General features: G+C 68.7%; 10 protein-coding genes. 2 read left to right on the forward strand and 8 right to left on the reverse strand.

Translation table 11 applies throughout. The features are described from left to right. Positions 1–26: 26 nt before the first annotated feature. From ABTY56_RS15990 to ABTY56_RS16005, 4 genes are all read right to left on the reverse strand, one after another. Positions 27–1,232 carry an McrC family protein gene (locus ABTY56_RS15990; RefSeq protein ID WP_502893134.1) on the reverse strand — a complete coding sequence of 402 codons (1,206 nt, stop codon included), beginning with the start codon at positions 1,230–1,232 and terminating at the stop codon, positions 27–29. Next, on the reverse strand, positions 1,229–3,100 hold the full coding sequence (locus tag ABTY56_RS15995) for a DUF4357 domain-containing protein (protein WP_350629373.1): 1,872 nt from the start codon (positions 3,098–3,100) through the stop codon (positions 1,229–1,231). The genes ABTY56_RS15990 and ABTY56_RS15995 overlap by 4 nt, the downstream gene beginning before the upstream one ends. 105 nt (positions 3,101–3,205) lie before the next feature. Next, positions 3,206–4,321, reverse strand: a complete 1,116-nt coding sequence (locus ABTY56_RS16000) for a hypothetical protein (RefSeq protein WP_350629374.1) — start codon at positions 4,319–4,321, stop codon at positions 3,206–3,208. 179 nt (positions 4,322–4,500) lie between these two features. Then, on the reverse strand, positions 4,501–4,818 hold the full coding sequence (locus ABTY56_RS16005; RefSeq protein WP_350629375.1) for a hypothetical protein: 318 nt from the start codon (positions 4,816–4,818) through the stop codon (positions 4,501–4,503). Between the two features lie 299 nt (positions 4,819–5,117). Here ABTY56_RS16005 and ABTY56_RS16010 point away from each other — a divergent pair, with 299 nt between their 5' ends. Continuing rightward, entirely contained in the window at positions 5,118–6,401 is a 1,284-nt protein-coding gene (locus ABTY56_RS16010) for a helix-turn-helix domain-containing protein (protein ID WP_350629376.1), read from the forward strand. Here the strand turns inward: ABTY56_RS16010 and ABTY56_RS16015 are convergent. The 4 genes from ABTY56_RS16015 to ABTY56_RS16030 all read right to left on the reverse strand — a co-directional run bounded on the left by ABTY56_RS16015 (position 6,387) and on the right by ABTY56_RS16030 (position 20,753). Then, positions 6,387–7,019, reverse strand: a complete 633-nt coding sequence (locus tag ABTY56_RS16015) for an HAD-IA family hydrolase (RefSeq protein WP_350629377.1) — start codon at positions 7,017–7,019, stop codon at positions 6,387–6,389. The two genes, ABTY56_RS16010 and ABTY56_RS16015, sit on opposite strands and share 15 nt — an antisense overlap. Before the next feature lie 373 nt (positions 7,020–7,392). Then, positions 7,393–11,538, reverse strand: a complete 4,146-nt coding sequence (locus ABTY56_RS16020) for an Eco57I restriction-modification methylase domain-containing protein (RefSeq protein ID WP_350629378.1) — start codon at positions 11,536–11,538, stop codon at positions 7,393–7,395. Beyond that, positions 11,538–14,462, reverse strand: a complete 2,925-nt coding sequence (locus tag ABTY56_RS16025) for a DUF8741 domain-containing protein (RefSeq protein WP_350629379.1) — start codon at positions 14,460–14,462, stop codon at positions 11,538–11,540. Before ABTY56_RS16025 ends, ABTY56_RS16020 begins: the two co-directional genes overlap by 1 nt. 39 nt (positions 14,463–14,501) lie before the next feature. Beyond that, a complete protein-coding gene (locus ABTY56_RS16030; protein WP_502893135.1) occupies positions 14,502–20,753 on the reverse strand; it encodes a protein kinase domain-containing protein in 6,252 nt (2,083 codons plus the stop codon). Positions 20,754–21,074: 321 nt separating this feature from the next. Here ABTY56_RS16030 and ABTY56_RS16035 point away from each other — a divergent pair, with 321 nt between their 5' ends. Then, a complete protein-coding gene (locus tag ABTY56_RS16035) occupies positions 21,075–22,814 on the forward strand; it encodes a sigma-70 family RNA polymerase sigma factor (RefSeq protein WP_350629381.1) in 1,740 nt (579 codons plus the stop codon). The last annotated feature ends 39 nt before the right edge of the window (positions 22,815–22,853 follow it).

Here is a 22,853-nt window from a genome sequence, read left to right on the forward strand (position 1 = left end):
CCCCCTGGCGGCTGTTCCGATCGTGATCATACCGTCACGCCCGGGGCCATCTGCCAGGCCAGGGAACGGATTTCACGGAGCAGATCAGCCGGGCTCCGGTCGAGGTCCAGCGCGTGCTGGTGGATGACGATGCCCGCGTGCCGCACTCGGTGGGCGGCGTGCGGGGCGTTGCCCTTGGCGTAGACGAGGTGTCCCGCCCGCAGGTCGAGGGCGGTGCAGTAGGCCAGCATCTGGTAGAGATCACCGTCGGGGTACCCGCCGGACTTCTCCGCCTTGTACTTGGCGTCGGCCACTGCCTGTGGTGCGCCCTCCGGGCCGTACAGGACGAAGTCGGGCTTCATCCGGATCTCACCGGCCTCGTCGAGGTGGTGCGGGTCCTGGAGCCGGCAGGTGCGGTCCGTGCCGCGGAACGCCTCGCGCAGGGCCACCGTCACGAAATCCTCGAAGAGCTTGTTCATGGTGAACAGAAAGCCGTCGATGCGCAGTTCACCGGCGGCGTGCTCGGGTGACGACCCGTCGAGAACCACCCGGGCGAGGTGGAGCGCGTGCTGGTAGCGGGCGTTGAGGCGGGTGGCGTGCCAGACAGGGAGCGCCTGGCCACGTATGAGCGGGGAGACCTCCGCGAGGCGTACCCGCTGGTGCAGCAGGCGGCGGCGCACGTCCTGGGGTACGCCCGGTAGGCGGAGCAGGCGTTCGACGGCGGCGCGCAGGATGCGGTTCTCCGCGACGTCGGTGGTGAACTCGTCGTACGCGATCTCCACGGGCAGAGCGGCGCCGAACCGGCGGCGGATCTGCTCGGCTTCGCGGATCCGGCCTCGGACCACGAGCGCGGACTCCTCGACCGTGCGGTAGCCCTGGAGGAGGCCCTGTCGCAGCGCCCGGTCCACCTGACGCTCGACGGCGTGGGCGAGCGCCGGCAGGAGTTCGTCGTGGTCGCCTACCTCGACGTCCCCGTCCCGCCAGCCGCGCGGGTCGAGGCTGTAGCCGATGAGGAAGAAGAGCCGGGCGATCGGCACCTTGGGAGTGATCCGCAGGGCGACGGAATCGCCGCCCGGGACTGCCAGGCTCACCGCGCCGACCTTGCTGCCGGCCCGCAGTGTCCAGTGGCCCGTCCGGTACGGATCAGGGGCGGCGGTGTCGAGGATGTGGGAGGCAGCGATTACCCGGCCGGCGGCGTCCGGGAGGGGAACGGACACCGCCGGGGCGTGCTCGGTCAGGTGGACGGCGGTCACGATTCGGTCTGGGAATCGTCGTCCCACACGATGTCGCCCGGCTGCACGACGAACCTGGAGCGCTTTGCGGCCACTTCGGCTCGCAGCACCGCGAGGCCGTAGCGCTTCTCGATGTCGACGCCCTCGCCGTAGTGGTGCTCCTCCAGCAAGGGGAGAATCTTGGTCCGCCAGGTGCGGTCCAGGCCGCCATCGCGGTAGACGCCCGGCTTCATCAGGTACGAGGGCCCGATCCGGAAGTCCGCATCGTCGATCCGGGCGTTGAGCGCGTCCAGCAGGTCGGCCGGTTCGTCGTCGCGCTCCTGCGTCACGAGCCACCGTCGCAGGAGCCCGCTGGTCGGCTCTATCCGCGGCGACAGCTCGACGAACGCGAAGCGGCGCCGCATGGCCGCGTCGACCAGGGCGATGGAACGGTCGGCGGTGTTCATGGTGCCGATGATGAACAGGTTCGGTGGGAGAGCGAAGTCGTCGCCGGAGTAGGTGAGCCGGACGGCCTTGTTGCGATACTCCAGGAGGAAGTACAGCTCTCCGAAGACCTTCGCCAGGTTGGCCCGGTTGATCTCGTCGATGATCAGGAAGTGCGGCACGTGCCGGTTGCCCTCGCGGGAGGCGAGGTCGGCGAGTTCGCGCAGCGGGCCGGCGGTGAGTCGGAAGGCGACCTCGCGGGTCTCCGGGTCCTCCTTGGGGCGGAAGCCCTCGAAGAAGTCCTCGTAGGCGTAGGAGGGGTGGAACTGGACCAGCTTGACCTGCTCAGGGCCGCCACCCAGGAACTCCGCGAGCTTCTGCGCGAGATAGGTCTTGCCCGTCCCCGGCGGGCCGTAGAGGACCAGCTGGCGCTCGTCCCAGAGGAGATCGCGGACCTCCTGGAGCCACTTCACGTCGTGGACGAGCAGTTCCTCGGCGAGCGCGGGGGTCGGCTCGGGCAATGCCAGTTCGCGCCGGGCGATGCGGATCTCCACACTCGGGTCACGCTCTATCGCCTCGGCTTCCTCCTCCAACTCCTGGTCGCTCAGCCCGAGGCCCTTGATCAGAGCCTGTACGGAGGTGAGATCCACGACGTCGTGCTGCACCGAAAGCTTCTGCTGGAGCTCCTCGGGCAGGTCGGAATAGAAGTACCCCTCGCTCTGCCACTCCACCGGGCGGCGCAGGTTGGACCGCCCGTCCTCCGAGGACGTCTGCTCCACTGGTCCGGTCACCTCGCCGACGTACAGCAGCCCACCGGAGATGGTGCACACGGTGTCGCCGGGCTTGATCCGGGAGAGGAAGGCGTGCAGCTCCTCGATGAGATCCTGCTTCTGGCTGTAGGTGGCCGTGGACTCGTAGTCCTCCCGGACGAACGTGCTCAGCTGCTCCTTGCTCGTGCCCTGCCCGACCCCCTGCCGCAACCGGGAAGCGGCGAGAGTGACCCGGCCCTCGGGCAGCCAGAGTCGCTGGACGAGATCGAGGCCGGAGACGTTGGAACCGCGGACCAGCCAGGCACGGTTGGGCCCGGCCCAGACGCCCGACATGAACTCCGACAGCGGCCGGTCGTCCTTCGTCCGCCACCGTGTCCAACCGTTGGCCGAGCGGCCCATCATCACTTCGGCAGCGGCGGAAGGGGAGCCGAACTCCACGTCCTCGGCCAGTTCAAGATTCCCGGGCCAGCGCTCGGAGGGCCGCAGCTTGCCCTCGTCGATCAGCTGCGTCCGCAGGCGGCTGGACGACGCCCTGCGCTCCGAGTACGACGGAACGACCATGCCCCGCGCCGGCGCCCCCTTGTACACCAGGAACTTCTGACTGCCGTTGCTCCCCTTCTCCGACAGCAGCCGCCCACGCGCGACCGGGCCGCCATAGGGCAACCGCAACTCGAACTCCTGGAACTCGTCCTCCACGCCCCGCTCCCGCCCTCACGCTCGAAGATCCTGTACGCACAATAGGGCCCGCCACTGCCAAGTGGCACTCACCCTCGTGTCGCCTCGGCCAGCGACCCACGGACCTCACGCCGGGGCCCAGCTCGACTTGTCCAGGACGACCTCCCTCGCAAGGTCGTTGCAGGCGTAGGGACGGCGACTGCCTGGATCGATCGCAAAGACGAAGGCCTTCGCCTGGTCCGCGAAGGCGCATGCGGGTTTCGTGGCCGAGCTCTCCGACAGCACCATCAAGCGTCGGCCTTCCACAGCGGCGGCGCCGTACATCCGCTGCACATCGCCGAGGCCGATGCTCTTCGAACGGCTCCACCACTCGATGCGGAAGGTCTCCGACTCAAGTCGGCTGCCCGTGCCGTCCGGTACGACGTCCGCGAATCCCATCCGGGCCAGCTCGCGCGCGGCGCCCTCGACCAGCGCCGAACCCTGTGGTCCGGCGTCCATCTGCGACCGCTGTCCGGGCAGGCCGTCCTGGCTGACGAACCGGTCGTCCACCGTAGGAACTCGGGACAGGCGAGCCAGACCCGCAACAAGGACTGCAAGTTCGGCCGGGTCGACGCGGTCGGGTTCCACACCCGGGACGACGGACTGCTCACCGAACAGGAGACGGCCCAGGTCGAGCCGCTGCCAGACCCCTCCCCCGTTTGCCCGGACGCTGGCACTCCACCCCGACAACGGCTTGCGGGACACCCTGATCAAGCATCCCAAGCCCTGAACGACGACGAAGTCTCCCTGGTCGCTCCCGAAGTACTCGGCCTTCTTACCTCGCTCGGCCTCCACCGCGCGACACCTGTTCTGCGCCACGGCCATGAGTACGTCCGCCCCGCGGGCTGCCAGCTCGTCCGCGAGCGCCACAATCTCGCCGACCGCAGGCTCGTCCCACCTCCAGGGGGTCTGCTCTTCGCCGCGTTCAAGCTCGGCCACGGCCCTGGCGTGGAGCGCGTCCACCAGGACGTCGGGTGGCGTGATGCCCCACCAGATGCGAGGCGGCTCCAAGCGTTTCGGACCCACAACCGCCCATACCGGGGTGTAGTCGTACGGCTTGTCGAAGCGCAGCTGGAAGAGGCCCACGGAACGCGTCTCGGTCAGCGGCACCGACAGGTGCAGCGGGTGCGAGTGCGGCACCTCCAGGCGCCCGGCGAGATCGGGATGCCGCGTACGGAACCTCTCGCCGAGCGCTTCGTACATGAGGAGATTCCCCATCGCTGCAAGCATGTCACTCGAAGGGAAGCCCACAGCGGCGGCCTCGCTTTCCTGATGTTGCATCAGCGTTGTTCATGGCGAACCGGATGCTATCGCCGACCGCCGACGAACGACTGCCGGGGTATCAGGATCTGACGGGACAGCCACGACGCGCGCGGGCAAGCTCAGGCGGCGTCGGCCCGGTCAAGTACCGCGGCACCCGGCTGCGCGAGCCAGATCAGCCGCGCGGTGATCCCCGGCTGCCTCCCGAAATGACGCACGGCACGCTCGGGCGACGCGAGGGCCAACAGCAATCGCCCGTCGACGCCAAGGACGTGCGTCGGCCCGTCACTGTCGACGAACCCCCAGGCCACGACCCACCCGTCGGAGTCCTCACCACCGTTGCCACACACCTGGACCACGGCGAACATCCTGGGCGCGGTGTCGAGCACGAGCCCGCACAGCTCTTGGTCAAAGGGCATGAGAGCGGCCGGCTCTCCCAAGGAGGCAGGCTCGATCCGCCGCCTTTCGAGCGGGCGGGCGGACGACGGAGGGACGTGCGGCATCAAAGTGCGCCTTTCTGAGCAGGGGCAGCCTGAACTCGGTTGCCTCATTGGGGTGGCGAGGGGAAGGCAGCAGCACGCAGCCGGATCGATGCGCAGCGGGCCCACCGCGACGGGAGCGTCAGGCTTCAAGCGGGAGCTGTCGCGATCTGTGCTGAATTAAGCACACACCGTCAGCGTCGCGAGGACAATGGCATGGCACGATCCAACAGCGATCCCATTTTCCGAGGAGCGCCGCGATGTCCGATGGACTGCGGAACGATATGAGGGAAGCCCGCCGCGCGTCCGGCATGACCTGGGCGGACTTCTCCCGCGCGAGCGGGTTCGGTGTGGCGTACCTACGCAACGTGGAGAACGGCAACCGGCGGGTCACCAGTTCGGTCGTCGCCGCCTACGACCGGGTCCTTGAGACGGGCGGTGCGTTCGCCGCCGCTCTTGCGGATGTCGCCCCCACGGACGTTCCCTGGAATCAGGCCGGGGCGACGCTGGCGGTTCTCACGAATCTGGTGGATGGGAGAAGAGTGGATCGCAGGAGTTTCCTCACCGCCGGCGTCGCGCTGTCAGCGTCGGCGAGCAACTGGGTCACAGCCATCAGGCGCACCCTCCTGGACCCTCGTGCCGCACCCATGGACGGTCCGTCCTTGCTGGCAGGACTGGAGGGCCGACTCGACCACCTGCGCCGCGTGGACGACGAACTCGGCAGCGGCGAGGTCTACAGGGCAGCACGCAGCGACCTGTCCTTGGCCGTGACGGCAATCAAGACCGGGCGCTACACCGGTGACCACCTGGCGCGTCTGTACGCGATCGCTGCCGAGGCTGCCCGGCAGGTCGCATGGGCCGCCTTCGACCAGGGCCGCTTCGGCATCGCCCAGGGCTACTTCGACGCCTCCCTGCGAGCGTCCGCCGAGTGCGGCGATCTGATCGCCGGCGCCTACACGCTGTCCTTCGCTGCCATCCAGTGCTACTCCACCCCCGGCCTCGCCAACCGCGCGGTGTCCCTCCTTGAGGTGGCAAGGGTGCAGGTGAAGGGGACGAGCACCCCGCGGATGGAGGCGATGCTTGCCGCCCGCACTGCCCGGGCGTTGTCCAAGGCCGGTGCGAAGGAGGAGGCAAAGCACCAACTTCATCTCTCGCGCGCAGCGTTGGACAAGGGAAGGCGGGAGGACGATCCGAACTGCCTCTACTGGGTGGACTACGGCGAGATCGAGATGATCGCCGGCTCGTCCGCTCTTGAGTTGGGCGACCCAGCCGAGGCCTTGAGGCGCTTCGAGGCTGGCATGAAGGCCTCGTATCCAGGTGATGAGGAGTTCCCCCGCAGCCACGCCATCTACTTGGCCCGCGCCGCGGAGGCGCACCTCGCGCTGCACGATCTGGACGCTGCTGTGGCCGCCGGCCGGCACGCGGCGGTCTGCCTCGGGTCGGTCGACTCCGCGCGCTCGGCCTCCCAGCTACGGGGCCTGCGCGAGAAACTGGCCCCGCACACCGCCCATGCGGCCGTCCGTGACTTCCTAGAGGCTGGGTAGGCGCAAAAGCTCGCGCAGTCGCCGGGCGATCACGTCCTCGTCCAGCCCGAGCACCGGGGTGAAGCCGAGTTTCAGGGCGGCAGCCAGGTTCTCCTCGCTGTCGTCCACGAAGAGGCATTCCTCCGGCCGGACGCCGAGCCTGTCCAGCGCGATCCGAAACAGAGCAGGGTCGGGCTTTCGGACACCGTGGTCCGCCGACAACACTACTGCTTCGAAGGTGCCGTGAAGGTCGAAGCCGGCATACGGGTCGTAGGGCTCCCGCCCCAGACTGTTCGACAGCACCGCCGTCCTGATCCCGACAGATCGCGCCTGCCGCGCGACCTCAATGACCGAGTAGGCCGGGAAGGCGTCGTGCAGGTACCGGGCCATCAGGTCGTTCGGCGCGACGCCCATCAGGGCCGCGAAACCGACGTTCCAGTCTGTCTGGGAGATCCGCGCCAACTCCAGCTGACGAAACAGGTCCTGCCCCCGGGGGTCGGCCCAGGCACGAAGAAAGGTCCCGCGGGTGAGCCCTTCCCGATCCTCGAACGACGAGATCACCTCGACCATGTTGAACGTCAGGACACCAAAGAAGTCGAGGATCAGGCCACGGTACGGCGATGCTTCAGTTCTTACCATGCTCCCAAAGCCTACGGCTCAACGCGAGGTTGTGGACCCTGATTGGCGCCGTGGTCGAGGCCGTAGGGGTGGTGAATTGTCGGCGCAACGCCGCAGACACTTGGCGCGGTCACGGCTGCCACCAAGCGAGGCCAGCCGGCGGGCACAGGAGCCCAGTGCCCGCTGGCGTGTCCCGTCACCACGCCGGGCCGCCACATCATGCTTCTGCTGCGCACGAGTTCGGTCGCCGCACCACCCGGTTACGCCGCCGCAGATCCGCCCGCTCGAACGCTGGGCCGCCCGGCGAGCAGCCGACGATGCGCTGCCACAACCTGGACGAGCTGCCGCCGTCGGCACGGACCCCCTGCGAGGTCCGTGCCGACGGCGGCAGCGGTCATGCTGTCGGGTCAACTCGCTCCCTCGGCGTGGAGGTGGGGTGGCGAGGGCCCTGGCCAGGAGGCGGGGTGAGCGCCGACTCAAACTCAGTACCGGTGCGATGCGCCTCGGCGATACGGTCGTAGATGTCGAGAATCAGATCCTTGGTGCGGTAAGTGCCGTGGGCAGCCTCATCCTCGCGCCTAACAACAGAGAATGTGTCCATCACGTGGCTCACATCGCCTCGATCCAAGCCATATAGACGGAACATCGCGGCATCAAGCTCGGCACGGATCACCTCACGCCGTTCACGTTGCCAGCGGAACGGGGGACCGGAGTATCCCAGATCCGCTGCGAATCCCGCAGCATCCACAGAGGTGTAATCAAGCTCCGCCACGCGATCCAAGATCCAATCGAGGCCGCCCGACATACCCGCGAAATCCTCCGGCAAGGGCACGGCGAGCTGGTGAACATACCCGTAGGTGAGATGGGTGCCAGCAATCTTCTGACGGGTGAGATAGTCAAGCACGTACGAACTCAGACATGCTTGAATCATCCCCGCCGCCCGAGCGTCTTTTGTGAAGATCAAAGGACTAGTGTGTCCGACACCATAGGGCGGAAGCACTGAAGCGATGGTCGTCCGCGTATCGGTGGACCGAACAATGTCCCGCCACCCCATCAACCAGCTCTTCTCCCAAGTTTTGCCCTTCAATCGCGACTGGGCTCCGAGATCAAACACCTCCTGGCCCCTGCTATCGATCTCACCCGTCGGTACGTCAAACTCCGGGACCCAGTAGCGCGGCAATGGAGCAAATGACGGGTCGTCATGCTGTGCCGGCGTCACCCGGGGCAGGGTGCCCATGTTGGCCTGGGCTTCCGTCTGGCCTTTGTAGGTGCCGAGGCGGTGGTCGTAGTGGTGGAGCATCTTAGCTTCGTAGAGCGGCAGGTAACGGCGGCCGTCCTTGGTGAAGACGTTGCCGGTGAGCTCCCAGCCTTCCAGTTCGAGCTGCTCTTTGGTCCGGAAGAGACGGGAGTCGTTCGACATGTCGAACATCCGCATAAACGACAGACCCCACGGGTTGCTGCCACCTTGCCCGTTCTCGTCGGGCTCCCGGATGAGCACGGGGACTCGGCGATAGATGCCAAGGGTGATCTCTGCGTCGCGGCGGGTGCGGAAGAGCGGAAGCGTACCCGTGTTCGGGTTGACCAGCAGGATCTCCTCGGGCGGCATCACGAAGCGGCGGTCATCCAGGTCCTCGATGTACCGGGTGCCGAAGGCGAAGGAGGCCTCACGCACGCGCTCGCCGACGCCGGTCACCGTCAGCAGGGCGAACCGGACGCGGTGATCCACGTCCCGGCTGAGGATGAACGCCTCGTTCTCGAACTCCAGGAATGAGGCGAGGCGCGCCGTGCGCACAAGGTCCGAGAAGAATGGCGCGGTGGTCGCGTCAGTCGCGATGCCGGTAGGCAGAACCAGCCCAAACCGCCCGCGTGGGGCAACCATGAGAGACGCGGTCTCGGCGAAGACCGCATAGGTGTTGACGTCGCCCCGACCGGCGAGCGGATAGCGTCCGGAGTTGCGGAGCAGGTGGCTGACACCTTCAGACCGACGGCGGGCCGAAACGAAGTCGGCGTGCAACTGACGTTCCGCGTCCTCGTCGCTGTCCGCAAGCGCCTCGATCATCCGCTCACGCGCGGCCTTGTTTGACGCCTTCGCGATCTTCTCGTCACGAGTGGCGAAGAACTCCTGCTCCTGGAGTTTGACCCGTTCCCACGGCGGGTTTCCGAGCATGCAGCTGAACCCGCCGGCCCAGCCGGTTCGCTGGTCGGTTTCGACTGCTCCGGACCCGTCAGGGACGGTGAACACTTCGGGGAATTCAAGGTGCCAGTGGAAGAAGCGGTACTGCGTGCGTAGACGCAGGACCTCCTCATGGGTCGCCTGGGAGGCTGCGTCGGCATTGGGATCCTGCAAGGCCCGGAAGGCATCGTGCGTAATGGCCTGTGGGGCACCCGGCACCTTGGGCCAAACGAAGGCGGCACACCACGCATCGGCGGCGTGCAGCGCCCGCACATAAGCGGCGGACTCCGACCACTTCGTGAAGGCAGACTCCTGCCTACGAACGTCGGAGAGACTGTCCGACTTGGCCCTAATGATGCTGCGTAGTCCTGATGCGAAGACGGTGTTGGCGATCTTTGGGCCGTCGCCGAGGGTGAGCAGCATGCTCTGGCCCGACCGCTCCTTGTCGTTCTGCTTCTCCAGTGACTTGGCGACCTTCTTGTCGTCGCCTTCGATCGGCTTGAAGGCGTCGTTCGGGACGCCATCCAACAGTAGCGCGGGGGTAGCGCCGATGAGGCCGTTGCCGTGCTTGACGTGCGCGTCGAGGAAGCTCAGTGCCTTGCCCGGCTCCAGGGCTTCCAGCCACAGCGACACCTTGGCCAGTTCCACGGCCATCGGGTTGAGGTCCACACCGTAGATGCAGCGGGCGACAACCTCGTGGAGGGCATGACGAACAGCCGGGATCGTCGGCTCCGGGTTCCGCTCGCGGACCGCCGCAACTCGCTTGGCGATGCGGCGGGCGGCAGCGACGAGGAAGTGGCCGGAGCCGCAGGCGGGGTCGCAGACCGTCAGCGCGAGCAGCTCGGCAACGATGTCCTCCGCCGGGTCCGGTCGACCCGCAGCTGCCGCGACCTGCTCGCCGCGCTTGACGGCGTCGTCGATGACCGGGTCGAGCGCCGAGTCGAGCAGGCAGTCGATCAGCGAGGACGGGGTGTAGTAGGAGCCCGTGGTCTTGCGGGTATTGCCTGCCAGCTCGACCAGTTCGAAGGTACGGTCCACCGCACTGTGCTGCGGGACGAGTTCGAGCAGCGACTCGTAGACGGACCCGAGCTCCTCGGCATCCAAGTGACGGTAGTCGACGGCCCGCCAGCGGTTCGACCCCGCGTCCCGCACCTGGGCGAGCTGGCGAACCGCCGTCAGCAGGGACTCGTTCGACAGGGACAGACCGTCTAGCGGGGCGTCCGCATCGCTGTGCGTGAACAGGCCGCCCAGACCTGGCAGTCCGAGTTCCGGGCGGCCGTATTCGTCGCCAAGCGCGTCGAGCACCACCCGCAGAGCCTGCCACCGGTCGCCGTGCGCGGTCCCGCGTCGACGCCGCGCGTGTTCGCGGAGCCGAGCCGAGGAGAAGTAGGTGGCATACCGCTCGCGTTCCTGCACTCCTACCTCAGGCGCGTGCAGAACGTCTCGGTCCTCGGCGACGAAGAGGAACAACAGCCGGTAGGCCAGGCGCAGCAAAGCGTTGTGCAGGTCCTGCGCCTTGAGGTTCTCACGGAGCGCCGCATTGTCGGGGTGTCGGAGGAAGCCCGTCCCCAGGGTGGTGATGGCGTCCTTCACGCCCTTGCGAAGCTGGTGCAGCGCCCTCGTTCCGGAGTCGATGGCCTCCGTGCGCCACTTCTCCAGCCGGCACGCCGAGGCCGCCGCATCTTCCGCCACCTCGAAGCGCGAGACGTGCAGCAGTCGGTAGAGCAGCACGAAGTCGCTGAACAACTCGCCGTCGAAGATCGCCTCAAGGTCGAACTCTACGTACGAGGCAGTCGCCAGCGCGCTGGAGTCACGAAGGAGTCGAAGCCGGCGACCGTTGGAGAGCACGCCCCACAAGTGCGCCTCGGTGCGGTTGAGGCACTCCTGGAGCATCGACTGCGGCGGGACGGTTCCGTTCCCGCCAGGGCGCTTGTCGAGGTCGGTATTCCAGGGCGTCAGGTGGATCAACGCATGCTGCCAGCGGTGGCTGACGTCGAAGGTCTTCGCCGCATCACTGTCAGCGATAATGCCGGCAGCCCCAACAACCGTCAGCCGCCCGAAGCCCAGCTCCGCGAAGAGCGGCTCCAGCCACTGCGCGACCGCGAGGCCCGTCGGGTCAGCAGCGGGAGCGCCTGTCTCAACATCCTCGGGAAGGCGCGTCCGAAGCTCACGCCAGACGCCCTTGAGGTAGTCCCAGTGACGTTCGGCGTCGTCACGCACCGATCGCGAGCCGATGACGCCGTAGTCGGCGGGCTTGGCGCCGGAGACGTCCTTGCCCTCGGCGATGCGGACCAGTATGTCGGCGGGCAGCAGCCCGCCCACCGTGTGGACGGCGGAGAAGACCTGGTTGCGGGTGGTGGCGGACATCAGGCGCCCTCTCCGGTCGACGTGTTCGCGGGCAGGTAGACGTAAGCACCGAGCACGTCGGCGGGCTGCTGCGCGCGCACGCGCAGGCCTCGGACGATCTCGCCGGTGGCCTCGCGGACCCGACGGTGGGAGGCGTCGAGGTCGGCGGCGAGCTGCTCGCCGTGCGACTCCAGGTAGCCCTGGACGTCCGGGAGTTGCCCCAGGATGCGGGTCATCGTCCGTTCGCCGAAGTGCAGGTCGGTGTTGAGGGTGGCCTGGGCCCCAAGCAAGGCCAGGGCGTCGGCATCCGGAAGCCAGACAGCGTTCTTCGGCGCGCCCTGGAAGGCGAGCAGCCGGGCGTCCTCGGCGACGATCTGCTTGTCCCCGCTCCGCGAGGGTAGCGTCAGGTGGAACCGGTAGCGCACCAGCAGCAGCGTCGTCCGAACCGACACCGCGTCCGTCGTCACGACGCCGCAGCGGCGTGCCGGTCGGCTTCCCTCGGCCAGCGTGTCGAGGGCGGCGTTGAGGACGTGGCCGGCCAGGGCTCCCACGACCGGGTCGGTGCGGACGAGCGCTGCCTCACCGCGACCAACCGCCGGGTCGGTGCGGAACGGAATCGGACGCCCGGTCTCGACAGCATCCCCGCCCACGACCGGTGCCAGGGCGTCGCGCAGCCCGGCCGGAGCTCCGGATACCTCCGCCGTGAAGTCCCCGCCCTCGGTGTCTCGAAGGACGGCGCCGAGCGCATTGAGGGAGTCCCGCACGAAGGTGCGGATCTCCCCCGCGCTCCCCAGGGCGTCACGGATCGCGGCGACCTCGCGCGCCACGTCCTGCGGGTGGATGGACCGCTGAGCGAACCGGGACCGCGAGGTCTTCTCCCGCTCAGCGGCCGAGTTCCAGTCCTTCTCCAGCTCAGCAGCCTTCGCATCGACCAGGTCGTCGACCGCGAACAGCCCTTCCTGCTGCCCTTCCCTACCCCGCATCAGCAGCCACTCGACGATCGCGTCCGTGACACCCGCCGAGGTCTCATCCGGGACGGATACCGAGATGCCCAGGTCCTTCCTGATCTGCCGGTACTTCTTGATCAGGACTTCGAGCACCTTGCCGTCGATGCCGTTGTCGGCCCCGTAGAGTGTTATGACGCGGACCTCGTCGCGCTTCTGCCCGTACCGGTCGACGCGCCCTTCACGCTGGTCGTGCCGGGTCGGGTTCCACGCGAGGTCGTAGTGGACGACCGCGTCGAAGTGGTGCTGAAGGTTGACGCCCTCCGACAGGCAGTCGGTGGCGACCAGCACCCGGCGCGCCGCCAGACTGTCCCCCGCCTCCTCGGCGAGCTTCTCGATGCGCTCGATGCGCTGCTGCGGCGAGAGGGTGCCCGTCACAGCCGCGACCGTGGCCTTGACGCCGCCCTTTCCCTGGAGCGCCTCGGCGACGTACTCCGCTGTCGGGATGTAGCGACAGAAGACGATCGGGTTGTAGCCGTCGGCCAGCAGCGCCTTGAGGTGCTTGATCAGCGCCTTGAGCTTGAGGTCGTGCTCCGTGCCCTCCAGCTCCGCGGCCCGCTTGGCGAGCGCCGCCAGCCGGGCGCCCGCGTCGTCGGTCTCGGCGCCGGGCGCGACGTCCAGACCCTCCAGCGTGTCGCTGTCAGCGGAGTCGCTGGTGAGCGGCGCGCCGAGCCGGTCCGCCTCCTCGGCGCTCGCAGCTGCAGCGGTGGCGGAGCGGGTGGTCAGGGTCTGGGAGGCGGCACGCGGGGAGGAGACCAGCGATCGCAGCAGGGCGATCGCGGACCACCAGGCGATACGGGCCTCGCGCTTGCCCTTCACCCCGGCCGCCTCGACACGGTCGCTCGCGTAGGCGATCGCTTCGTCCAGCAGGTCACGGTAGGCCGGCGACAGCTTGTAGGTCTCATCCTTGAAGTACCGGTCCGCCGGGAAGGCGGTCTTCTCGGCGAGGCTGTCGTCGCTGAGGCCGTCCTCCTTGGTCAGGTACTGCCGGATGTCGGCGCGCTTGCGCTGGACGAAGTGCCGCGCGAGCAGTTCACGCCCGCGCTTGCTGTCCAGGTCGACGGTGGCCAGCTCGGGCTTCACCAGGCCGAGCAGGTTGCGGAAGGCGGACTCCTTGCCGCTGTGCGGGGTCGCGGTCACCAGCAGCAGGTGCGTGTCGGCCTTCTCGGCGACCCGGCGCAGCAGCTCGTACCGCAGCTGGTTCTGCGACGCCCGGCCGCCGGCTCCCCCCGTGTCGTCGGCGGCGACGCACGTGTGCGCCTCGTCGACGATGACCAGCTCGGGGCAGTGGCGAACGAAGTCGTCGCGGTGGCGCGGGGACTTGATGAAGTCGGTGGACACCACCACGTTCGGGTACCGGTCAAACAGGGACTGCCCGAGGTCGAGACCACGCTCAAGGCGCGAAACCGTGGAGGAGAGGACGAGTTCGGCATCGATGCCGAACTTGGTACGCAGCTCGGCCTGCCACTGCTCGGCCAACGCGGGCGAGCAGAGCACGGCCAGGCCCTTGGCCTCCCCCTGCGCGAGCAGTTCGCTCGCGATCAGGCCGGCCTCGACGGTCTTGCCGATGCCGACGTCGTCGGAGATCAGCAGCCGGACGGTCTGCTGCCGTAGGGCCATCAGCAGCGGCACCAGCTGGTAGGCGCGCGGCTCGACTGCGATCCCGGCGAGCGAGCGGAACGGGCCGGCGCCGGAGCGGAAGCCGATCCGCAGCGCGGAGCGCAGCAGGCCTGCAGCACGCTGGTCGCCAAGGTCGGCCGGCGAGGGAGGAGCGAACTCGGCGCCCTTGACGTCCTCGAAGGCCGGGAAGACGGCGGCGATGTCGTCGTCGGAGCCGCCGAGGGGGCGCAGCACGAGCATGTCGGCGGCGCTCTCGGGCAGCACGACCCATTCGCGGCCGCGGGCGGTGACCAGGGAACCGGCGGAGTAGGTGGGTGTCATCAGGTGGATCCTCGTCGAGTGGTTCGTCGGTTCCGTTGATCAGCGCGTCGGGTGGGCGGTGCCAAAGTACCGGGAGTGCCGCGCGACGATGGCGTCCCAATCGCCGTCCGCGGGGAAGCGGATCACGTCCCAGGTGGCGTCGTAAAGGCGTTCCTCGGCGTCTTCGTCGCGCAGGGCCGTGGTCTCGGTGTCGTGGGCGTCGACGAAGACCGCGAGGTTGACGCCGGGGATCCGGTAGACGAAGTCCGCCATCGCGTTGGCCTCGGTGATCAGGGTCTGGGTCTCGTCGGGAAGACGCAGGCCGCGGTCCTTCAGCCACGTCACGAAGTCGCGTTCGAACGGGGTCAGCACGTCCACGGGCTCCGCCGCCTCGCCCGGCCTGCCTTCCGACTCCGGGGGCTGCTCCGCGACCAGCCGACGGAACTGCTCACTGCGGGACTCGCCGCGCTCATCGCGCACGGCATTGGCAGAGGCGAACCGCAGCAGCAGGGCAGCGATCGTGCGGCGGTCGATGAGCGCGTGGTTGAGCTGGTTGCCGTAGGTCAGCAAGCACTCGTAGCAGCCGCGCGCGCACTTGCGGTCCGGATGGGGACCGCCCTGGTCGACCCCGTCCTCGTCGAAGTGGCAGATCTCCAGCGCCTGGCGGGCGGCCTTGGCGAGAGCGTCCTTCTCGGACTGCAGGCGGCGGAGCACACCGGCCCCGCCCTCGGCGGCCTCGGTGAAGAGGAAGCGGTTGCGCGGGCCGTCGTTCGGGGGCAGGAGCTCACTGTTGAGCTCGGAGTCCTCCAGCTCGAAGGCGGCCTCGATGCCGCGCTCCAGCGCGTACATCAGGGTGAGCGCGATCGGCTCGGGCAGCGGCTCGTCGAGGGTGAGGACGAGGATGTTGCGGCGGTCCTCGACGTACGGGATGACACGCTTCTTGCGGCGCTTCTCGTTGCCGTCGGCGTCGATGACCGGCAGCTCGCTGGAGTCACCGGAGGCGTCGGCCGCGTCGCGGTCGTTCATCCAGCGGCCGTCCGCGACGTCCAGCCAGTAACCCGCCGGGTCGTCCTTCTTGGCGCGCAGCCGGCCCACGTTGGTGATCCGGACGGTCGCGGAGTCGCCGTAGGCCACGGCCGCGAGCGGACCGGAGCCGTCGGTGACCCTGGCGTCCTGGCGGCCCTTGCGGGTGCCGTGGTCCTGGAAGGCGTAGGAGGTCTCCAGCTTGTAGCCGGCCCGGCGGCGCTCCTCCTCGTCCGAGGAGATGCGTTCGCGACGCTGGGTGTAGACGGTGTGCAGCTGGAGCAGGCCGTAGGTGGCCGCGCCGAGCGGCTCGTCGCACATCTGGCAACGGTCGGCGCGCTCGCGCGGGTCGTGGTGGTAGCCGCAGTGGTCGCAGCGGCGGGCCTCGCTGGTGGTGATGTCCCCGGAGGCGTCCGGCGGGAGCTGGATGCGGGTGACCTGGTAGCGGGCACCCTCGTGGTAGATCAGCGCGCCGGGACCGAACTCGCGGATGGCGAGGAAGCGGGGGCGCTGCAGGTAGTCGCCCTCGCCGCGGCGGCGTCCGGTGGTGGGGATGTACGCGGCGAGCGGCAGGCGGGGGAAGGAGTACCCCGGCAGGAAGCCCTCGGATGCCAGGTACCGGTAGGGGTTGAAGTCGGAGAGGACGGACTTGCTCTCCGCGCTCTCGTTCTTCAGCAGGTTGAGCTGGGTCTCGGCCTCCCGCCGCCGGCCGACCGCACGCCTGCGGTCGCCCTCGGTGAGGCTGTGGTCGAGGACCCGCTTGTTCTGGACGTACTGGTCGTCCAGCGCGGCCCGGTAGAGCTCGCGCCAGCGGTCGAAGGCACGGTCGAACCGCTCGGCGACGGTGCTCACGCGGTCCTCGATCCACCGCTCGTCCCACCACGTGGTTCGGGCGAACTCGGGCAGCAGGGGGCCGAGCACCTGGTAGGCGGCGGCGACGGTACGGGTCCGGGCGTCGGCGTCCCGCGAGGCGGCCTGGAGGTCGGGGTGCAGTTCGAGGGCCGGTTCAGGGCGGTCGCCGGTGTCGGGGTGGGAGATGTCGAGGACCTCGGTGACGGCCCGGCCTAGCTTCAGGCCGGCCTCGGCCAGCCAGATGCCCTGGACGTGGGAGAGGACGAGGTCCTCGTTGGCGAGGTCGAGGCGCGGAGGCGCCACGGCGCCCGCCACCATGCGGTCGGAGTGGCGGAAGTAGTACTGGTCATGGCTGTTCCCGGTGGAGCAGTACGTGGTGACCAGGGCGGGCTGCCCACTGCGGCCCGCGCGCCCGGAGCGCTGCGCGTAGTTGGCGGGCGTCGGCGGGACGTTGCGCATCAGGACGGCGTTGAGTGACGAGATGTCGACGCCCAGCTCCATCGTCGGCGAGCAGTAGAGAAGCTTCAGCTCGGCCTTGCGGAAGGCCTCTTCGCGGCTCTCGCGCTCGGTGGGGTCGACCTGGGCGGTGTGCTCGCGAGCGAAGAGCCCGGCCAGCTCGGTGGCCGCGTTGCGGTAGAGGTCGCGGAAGAAGGTGTTGACCCGGGGGCCGTCACCGCTGGCGTAGGTGCGGGTGAGTGGGTCGTGGGCGCCCCGCTCGCCCTTGCCGGCGCGCCAGACCAGGGTCTGCGCCGCGACCCGGTAGCCGGTGACGGCTGGCCCGGCGGCGTGCCGGAAGCGGCCGGAGCGCTGAGGGGCCTGCGAGACCTCCCGGACCAGCCCGGCCTTGGTCAGTACCTTCAGCAGCTGCTCGATGACGAGCTGGAGGTCGCCCTTGTCCAGCTCGCGGAAGGCCTTGTCCGTCCGGCGCAGGTACTTGCCGAACTTGCCCGCGGCGGACAGGAACAGGCCGGAGCGGTCCAGACCGGGGCGGGACGGCTGGGGGTAGGCGGTGCCGACCTTGGGGCTGTCGGACTTGGTCAGCACCCACGGGTCGATGAGGCGCTCCTCACTGGCGCGCTGGAGGGAGTCGAAGTCGTCCCGGAAGTACTGCACGTCGATGGCGAGGGCGCGGCGCATCTCATCGAGGAGCGCCTTGGTGATCTCGGCTCGTAGGGCCGGGTCGGCGTCACGCAGCGCCTGGTGGGCGCCCTCCCACCGCTCCTGGCGCTCGGCGACCCACTGGAGGTCCTGGTAGTCGATCTCCAGCAGGCCGGTCTGCTCCAGGTTGGGCATGGTGATGCGCCAACCGCGTTCGAGATCCAGGTAGAGCCGGAAGGCGATCACATCGCGCAGGGTCTTCGCCGCGCTGCGGGCGAGGGAGGGCGGCAGGTCGGCGGCGTCGCCGGCGTAGTCGACCGGGTCCAGCGCAAGGGCGTTGGCGACCGCCGAAGCCAGGTCCTCGTGCTGGATACCCTCTTCGCCGGCCTCGACGGCGGCCCGGTAGAGGGCACCGCGCACCTGGGTGACCTGCACGAAGTCGTTGAAGTGTCCGGCCTGCAGGGAGGCGTCCTGCCGATTGTCGACGAAGGTGAGAAGCTTTCGCGCCTCCTTGTCCAGGGCCTCCTCCGGCACCGACTTCAACGAGCGGACGACGGAGGCGGAGATCAGCGAGGTCGCCGAGGAGCGCCCCTCCTGGCCGAGGGTGGCGAGCTTGGCGAAGTCCCGGCCGCGGGTCTGCTCGTAGGAGACGCCGCAGTGCACACAGAAAAGGAACGGAGAGGGGATGAACGCGGCCTTCAGGTCTCCGTACCCCTCGGTGCCGTACGGGTCGATGGTGACGGCTCGCGGCACCCGGTCGCGGTGAGACTTGCGGACGACCTCCTGGCCCCGGTCGTCGATCTCCAGCCAGGATTCGGGCAGGCGGCGGTCCGCGATCGCAGCCTCGGTGTCGTGGGGCCAGGGGCGGTCATGATCGACGTAGAGGTAGCCGTCGCCGTGACGGCCGCCGGTCGCCGAGGTGTCGCGGCGCGCCTCGTACCGGACCTCACCGTCCTTCTCGGTGCGCCACACCGTCAGGTACTCCTGGCCGCACTCGCGGCAGAAGGCCAGCGGCATCAGCAACTTTCCACCGGATTCTGGCTGTTCGAGCTGGTACCCGCGGGTGAGGTGGCGGGAGAGCTTGGGCTCCAGGGTGGTGTAAACAGTGTCGCCCTTGGAGAGGAACTGGTGCAGGCGGAAGGCGAAGAGGGACCGCTCCGTCACTGGGTGCTTGGCCTGCGAGCCGGCCTCCAGGGTGGCCCGGATCGCGGCGGCGCACTGCTCCGCGGGCACGCCGCTCTGTTCCTCCAGCTCTGCCGCGGCGACCTCGATCTTGGCGGGCTTCTGCCGGACGAGACGACCGCCGGCCGGTTCGGTCGCGAGGCCGAAGCGGGTCTCGATCCAGCGGGCGAGCGGGTCGCGGACGAGATCGCCGTAGGCCCGCGGCGCGGCCGGGGCCCTGAGGCGCTCGGGCGAAACTGTCGCCGACGCCTCGTCGGTGGCTCGTACCAGGGTCTCGCCGATGACGTGCAGGGGATCGACCTTGACGCCGAAGAGGGTCGAGGCGACGTTCGCGACGACTTTCCGCTGGTCCTCGGCCGTGCCCTCCGTGGACATGGTCGCGGAGGTACCGACGCACTGGAGCCGCTTTGCCTGGCACGCCTCACGGACCCGCCGGATCAGCAGCGCGACGTCGGCGCCCTGGCGGCCGCGGTAGGTGTGCAGTTCGTCGAAGACCAGGAACTCCAGCCCACGGGCCATCTTGACGAGGCTCTTGCGGTCGTCGGGCCGTGTGAGCATCAGCTCCAGCATCACGTAGTTGGTGAGCAGGATGTCCGGCGGGTTGTCGCGGATCTCCTTGCGGGCTGCATCGTCCTCCTGGCCGGTGTAGCGGGCGAAGGTGACGGGCTCACGGCCCTCGCCATAGCCGTCGCGGAGGTACTTCTTCAGCTCCTTGAGCTGGCTGTTGGCAAGGGCGTTCATCGGGTAGACGATGATCGCGCGGACTCGCTTGCCGGCCGCCGAGCCCTCGGTCTTACGGTCCTTGAGGACCTTGTCGACGATCGGGACGATGTATCCCAGCGACTTGCCCGAGCCGGTCCCGGTCGTCAGCACGTACGAGGCGCGCGACTGCGCGGCGTCGATTGCCTCGCGCTGGTGCTGATGCAGAGTCAGCGGACGGCCGTCGCAGACCGTCCCGTCCTCTGTCTTGTTCGCCTGGAAGATCCGTGCGCACTCTTCGTCCAGCACGTCCTGGCCCGCGAGCTCCAGCACTGTGCCACCGCCGGCGAAGAACGGGTTCAAGGACAGCCACGGGTCGGGCCACTGGGACTTGGCATCCAGGTCGTCCTCAACGAACGCGGCGACCCGATCGTCGCGAATGACCGTCCCGCCCTCGGTGAAGGAGCGATAATCATCGATCAGCTGACGGTGGACACCGAAGACGTCCATACCCGTGGTGCTCACGGGAGTTGCGGGCGCCTCGGCAGCGGAGACCATGGGCTGGGCGGTCACTGCGGGCTGGGTGGCATGCAGGACCGGGACAGGGTCGAACGCGCTCCAGGTGGGGAGCAGCGGGGCACCGCCGTCCCGGTGAACGAGCGGGAGGAGGGCGTCGCGGACGGCGACGGCGTCGGCAGGGCGGTCAACGGGCTGCTTCGCGAGGAGACGATCCACCAGGCGAGCCAGCTCCGTGGGTACGTCCTGTCGGATCAGACGCACCGGAGTCGGGGTGTCCTCGATGTGCTTGCGCATCAGCTCGTACGCAGCCTCTCCGACGAACGGGGCGACGCCGGTGAGCATCTCGAAGAGGAGACAGCCCAGGGCGTAGAGGTCGGCGGCCTGCGTCACCTGCTCGGCCTTGAACTGCTCGGGCGCCATGTACCGGGCGGTGCCGACCGCGACGCCGGTGCTGGTGAGCTTGGCATCCTCGGGGTCGTCGACGATCCGGCCCATGCCGAAGTCGAGGACCTTGACGACGCCGCCCCTGGTGAGCATCACGTTGGCAGGCTTGAGATCGCGGTGCACGATGCCGGCCGCGTGCGCAGCGGAGAGTCCGTCGGCGATTTGGGCACCGATCGCGGCGACCCAGGCGACGGGGAGCTGTCCTTCCTCCGCGATCAGGTCACGCAGGACCTCACCATCGAGGTACTCCATCGCGAGATAGGGCAAGCCGCCGTGGTCCTCGTCCACACCGCCGTCGATGAGGCGACTCAGGTGGGGGTGATCCAGGCGGCGCATGATGCGCACCTCGCGAGCGAAGCGCTCGACCGCCTTGGCATCCCCGTAGGTGTCGACGGCAGCACCGGAGCGGCGGCGGAGGATCGTCTTGACGGCGACCACACGGTCCGGCCCGCCCGCGGGCCATGTCAGGTCCTCGGCCTTGTGAACTTCCCCCATGTTGCCGGCGCCGATCGCTCCCAACAGACGGAACCGGCCACCGATCAGCTCCAGGCCCACTGCCACTCCTCCACACCCCGGGTTAAGGACGCACCACGCCGCGCGCCACTCCCGCATGCCGATGACGTGTCGCAGGGCGACGAGGCGGGGCGGCGACAGGAAGAACCGTACACGATTCCGAGCACGACGTACACCATACATTCAGCATGTTGACGACGCTAACAAGCGATCGCTACGCTCTCCGTGTACATCGGGTTCACAGCCCGGAGCGTACGTACCATCGAGGCCGCGGCGCCTCGCCTCATCGCGAAGGGGTGGAAGATGGACCGTCAGGTTCCGAGTCTGAAAGCCGCCCTCGGCAGGTTGTATGCCAACCTTCAGGCGGAGCAAGTGTGCGGGGTCGTGCCGTACCAGGTCTTCCGCAGTGAGACCGAGGCACTCGGGCTGAACGAGGAGGCACGCGGCCGGCTGGCCGGCGCACTCACCGAGATGAAGCTCCGGATCGGTGAACCGCCCCGCCAGGAGATCGAGCGGGCACCAGTGCAGCGCCAGGTCACCACCCCTCGGATAGACACGGCACGCCGACTACTGGACCGCTTCGCCGACAGCGCGGGGATGGTCTCCCCACGGGCAGTGGCCGGGGTGGCGCGGCTGGCCGGCCTCCTCACTCACGAAACCGAGGAGCTCTGCTCCGGGGCCCGGCTGGTCCCGACACCTGGCAGTGACCCGTATGTCACTGCCTCGCACCGAGCTCCCCAGGGAGCCGAGCTGTCCGTTCCGGCGCAGTCAGCGCCAGCCACGACCGACCACCTGGAACGAGCCGTAGCCGCGGCACGCAACGTGCTGACCGAAGACCGCTTCGTCCGCAACCCCGCCAAGCGCATCCTCACGGCGGAGGAGGAGGTAGGTCTGACCGTGCTCCTGCGGGGCGGGGTGGAGCAAGCAGGCATCGAACCGACCGACGAGGAACTGGCCGGGCTGCTGCCCTCGGACGAGCGGCGGCGGGCACGGGACTGTCTGGTCGTACACAACGAGGGACTCGTCCACTCCCTCGCCCGACAATTCACCGACCAGGGGCTGGAGTACGAGGAGCTCGTGCAGAGTGGGGTGCTCGGCCTGATGCGGGCCGCCCGGAAGTTCGACGTCCGCATGGGCTACAAGTTCTCCACCTACGCCACCACCTGGGTCCGCCAGATGATCGGCCGGACCATCGCCGACGAGGGCAGTGCCATTCGCATCCCGGTGCACATGCACGAGGTCATGCAGAAGGTGGCCCGAGCCGAACGGGCCCTGCTCTCCCGGGGCCTCCCGATCCCCGTCGCCGACGTCGCGGTGGCCTGTGACCTCCCAGTGACGAAAGTGGAAGCCGTGCGGCGGCTCAGCCGCTGTACCGACTCGCTGGACCGGATCATCAACGACAGCGTCCACCTCGGCGATCTCATCGAGGCCCGCACCGCGCTTCCGGGCGTGGCAGGCGCTGTCATCGACGCGCTGACCGAAACGGAGCTGCACGCGGCCATCGCCGCGCTACCTGAGCGGTACGCCCGCATCGTCACCAGGCGATACGGGCTGGACGGACAGGACCCGGCCACCTTGGACGAACTCGGGAAGGACCTCGGGATCACCCGGGAACGGGTCCGGCAGCTGGAGGTGAAGGTCCGCCCCATCCTGGAACTCGCCTTCGCGGACCCCGCCGGTGCTCCCTACCTCACTCTGCGCAGGATGCTGACAGACAAGCGGGTCGCCACGGCCTCGTCCAACACGGTGCAAGCGATCACGAAGGACCGTGCCCAACGGGACTGGTGCACCGGTGTGAACGCCCTGCAGGCCTTCCGCAGCCGCGAAGGGGACCGGTTTCCCGAGCCGGACCACTGGGAGGGGGACTTCCCGCTGGGCCAGTGGATCGACGAGCAGTGCGAGATCGCCGGCATCAGCGGAGTCGGACTGCCCACCCACCGGCGGGTCGTCCTGGCATCGCTGGGCGTGCAGTGGCAGCGACCGTCCCGGCCCGCGCAGAAATGCCCGGTGCGCCGTCCGGCCCCGCCCGACGCGACACCGTGACCGGACCACCCAACAGCGCCGAGCCGCACAACCGACCCC

This window comes from Kitasatospora sp. NPDC097691 (assembly GCF_040302665.1).
GTDB lineage: Bacteria > Actinomycetota > Actinomycetes > Streptomycetales > Streptomycetaceae > Kitasatospora.

Bases quoted from the DNA above. Each gene is read 5' to 3' on its own strand.
- ABTY56_RS16000 (WP_350629374.1), bottom strand. From the start codon at position 4,321: ATGTACGAAGCGCTCGGCGAGAGGTTCCGTACGCGGCATCCCGATCTC.
- ABTY56_RS16010 (WP_350629376.1), top strand. From the start codon at position 5,118: ATGTCCGATGGACTGCGGAACGATATGAGGGAAGCCCGCCGCGCGTCC.
- ABTY56_RS16015 (WP_350629377.1), bottom strand. From the start codon at position 7,019: ATGGTAAGAACTGAAGCATCGCCGTACCGTGGCCTGATCCTCGACTTC.
- ABTY56_RS16020 (WP_350629378.1), bottom strand. From the start codon at position 11,538: ATGTCCGCCACCACCCGCAACCAGGTCTTCTCCGCCGTCCACACGGTG.
- ABTY56_RS16025 (WP_350629379.1), bottom strand. From the start codon at position 14,462: ATGACACCCACCTACTCCGCCGGTTCCCTGGTCACCGCCCGCGGCCGC.
- ABTY56_RS16030 (WP_502893135.1), bottom strand. From the start codon at position 20,753: ATGGGGGAAGTTCACAAGGCCGAGGACCTGACATGGCCCGCGGGCGGG.
- ABTY56_RS16035 (WP_350629381.1), top strand. From the start codon at position 21,075: ATGGACCGTCAGGTTCCGAGTCTGAAAGCCGCCCTCGGCAGGTTGTAT.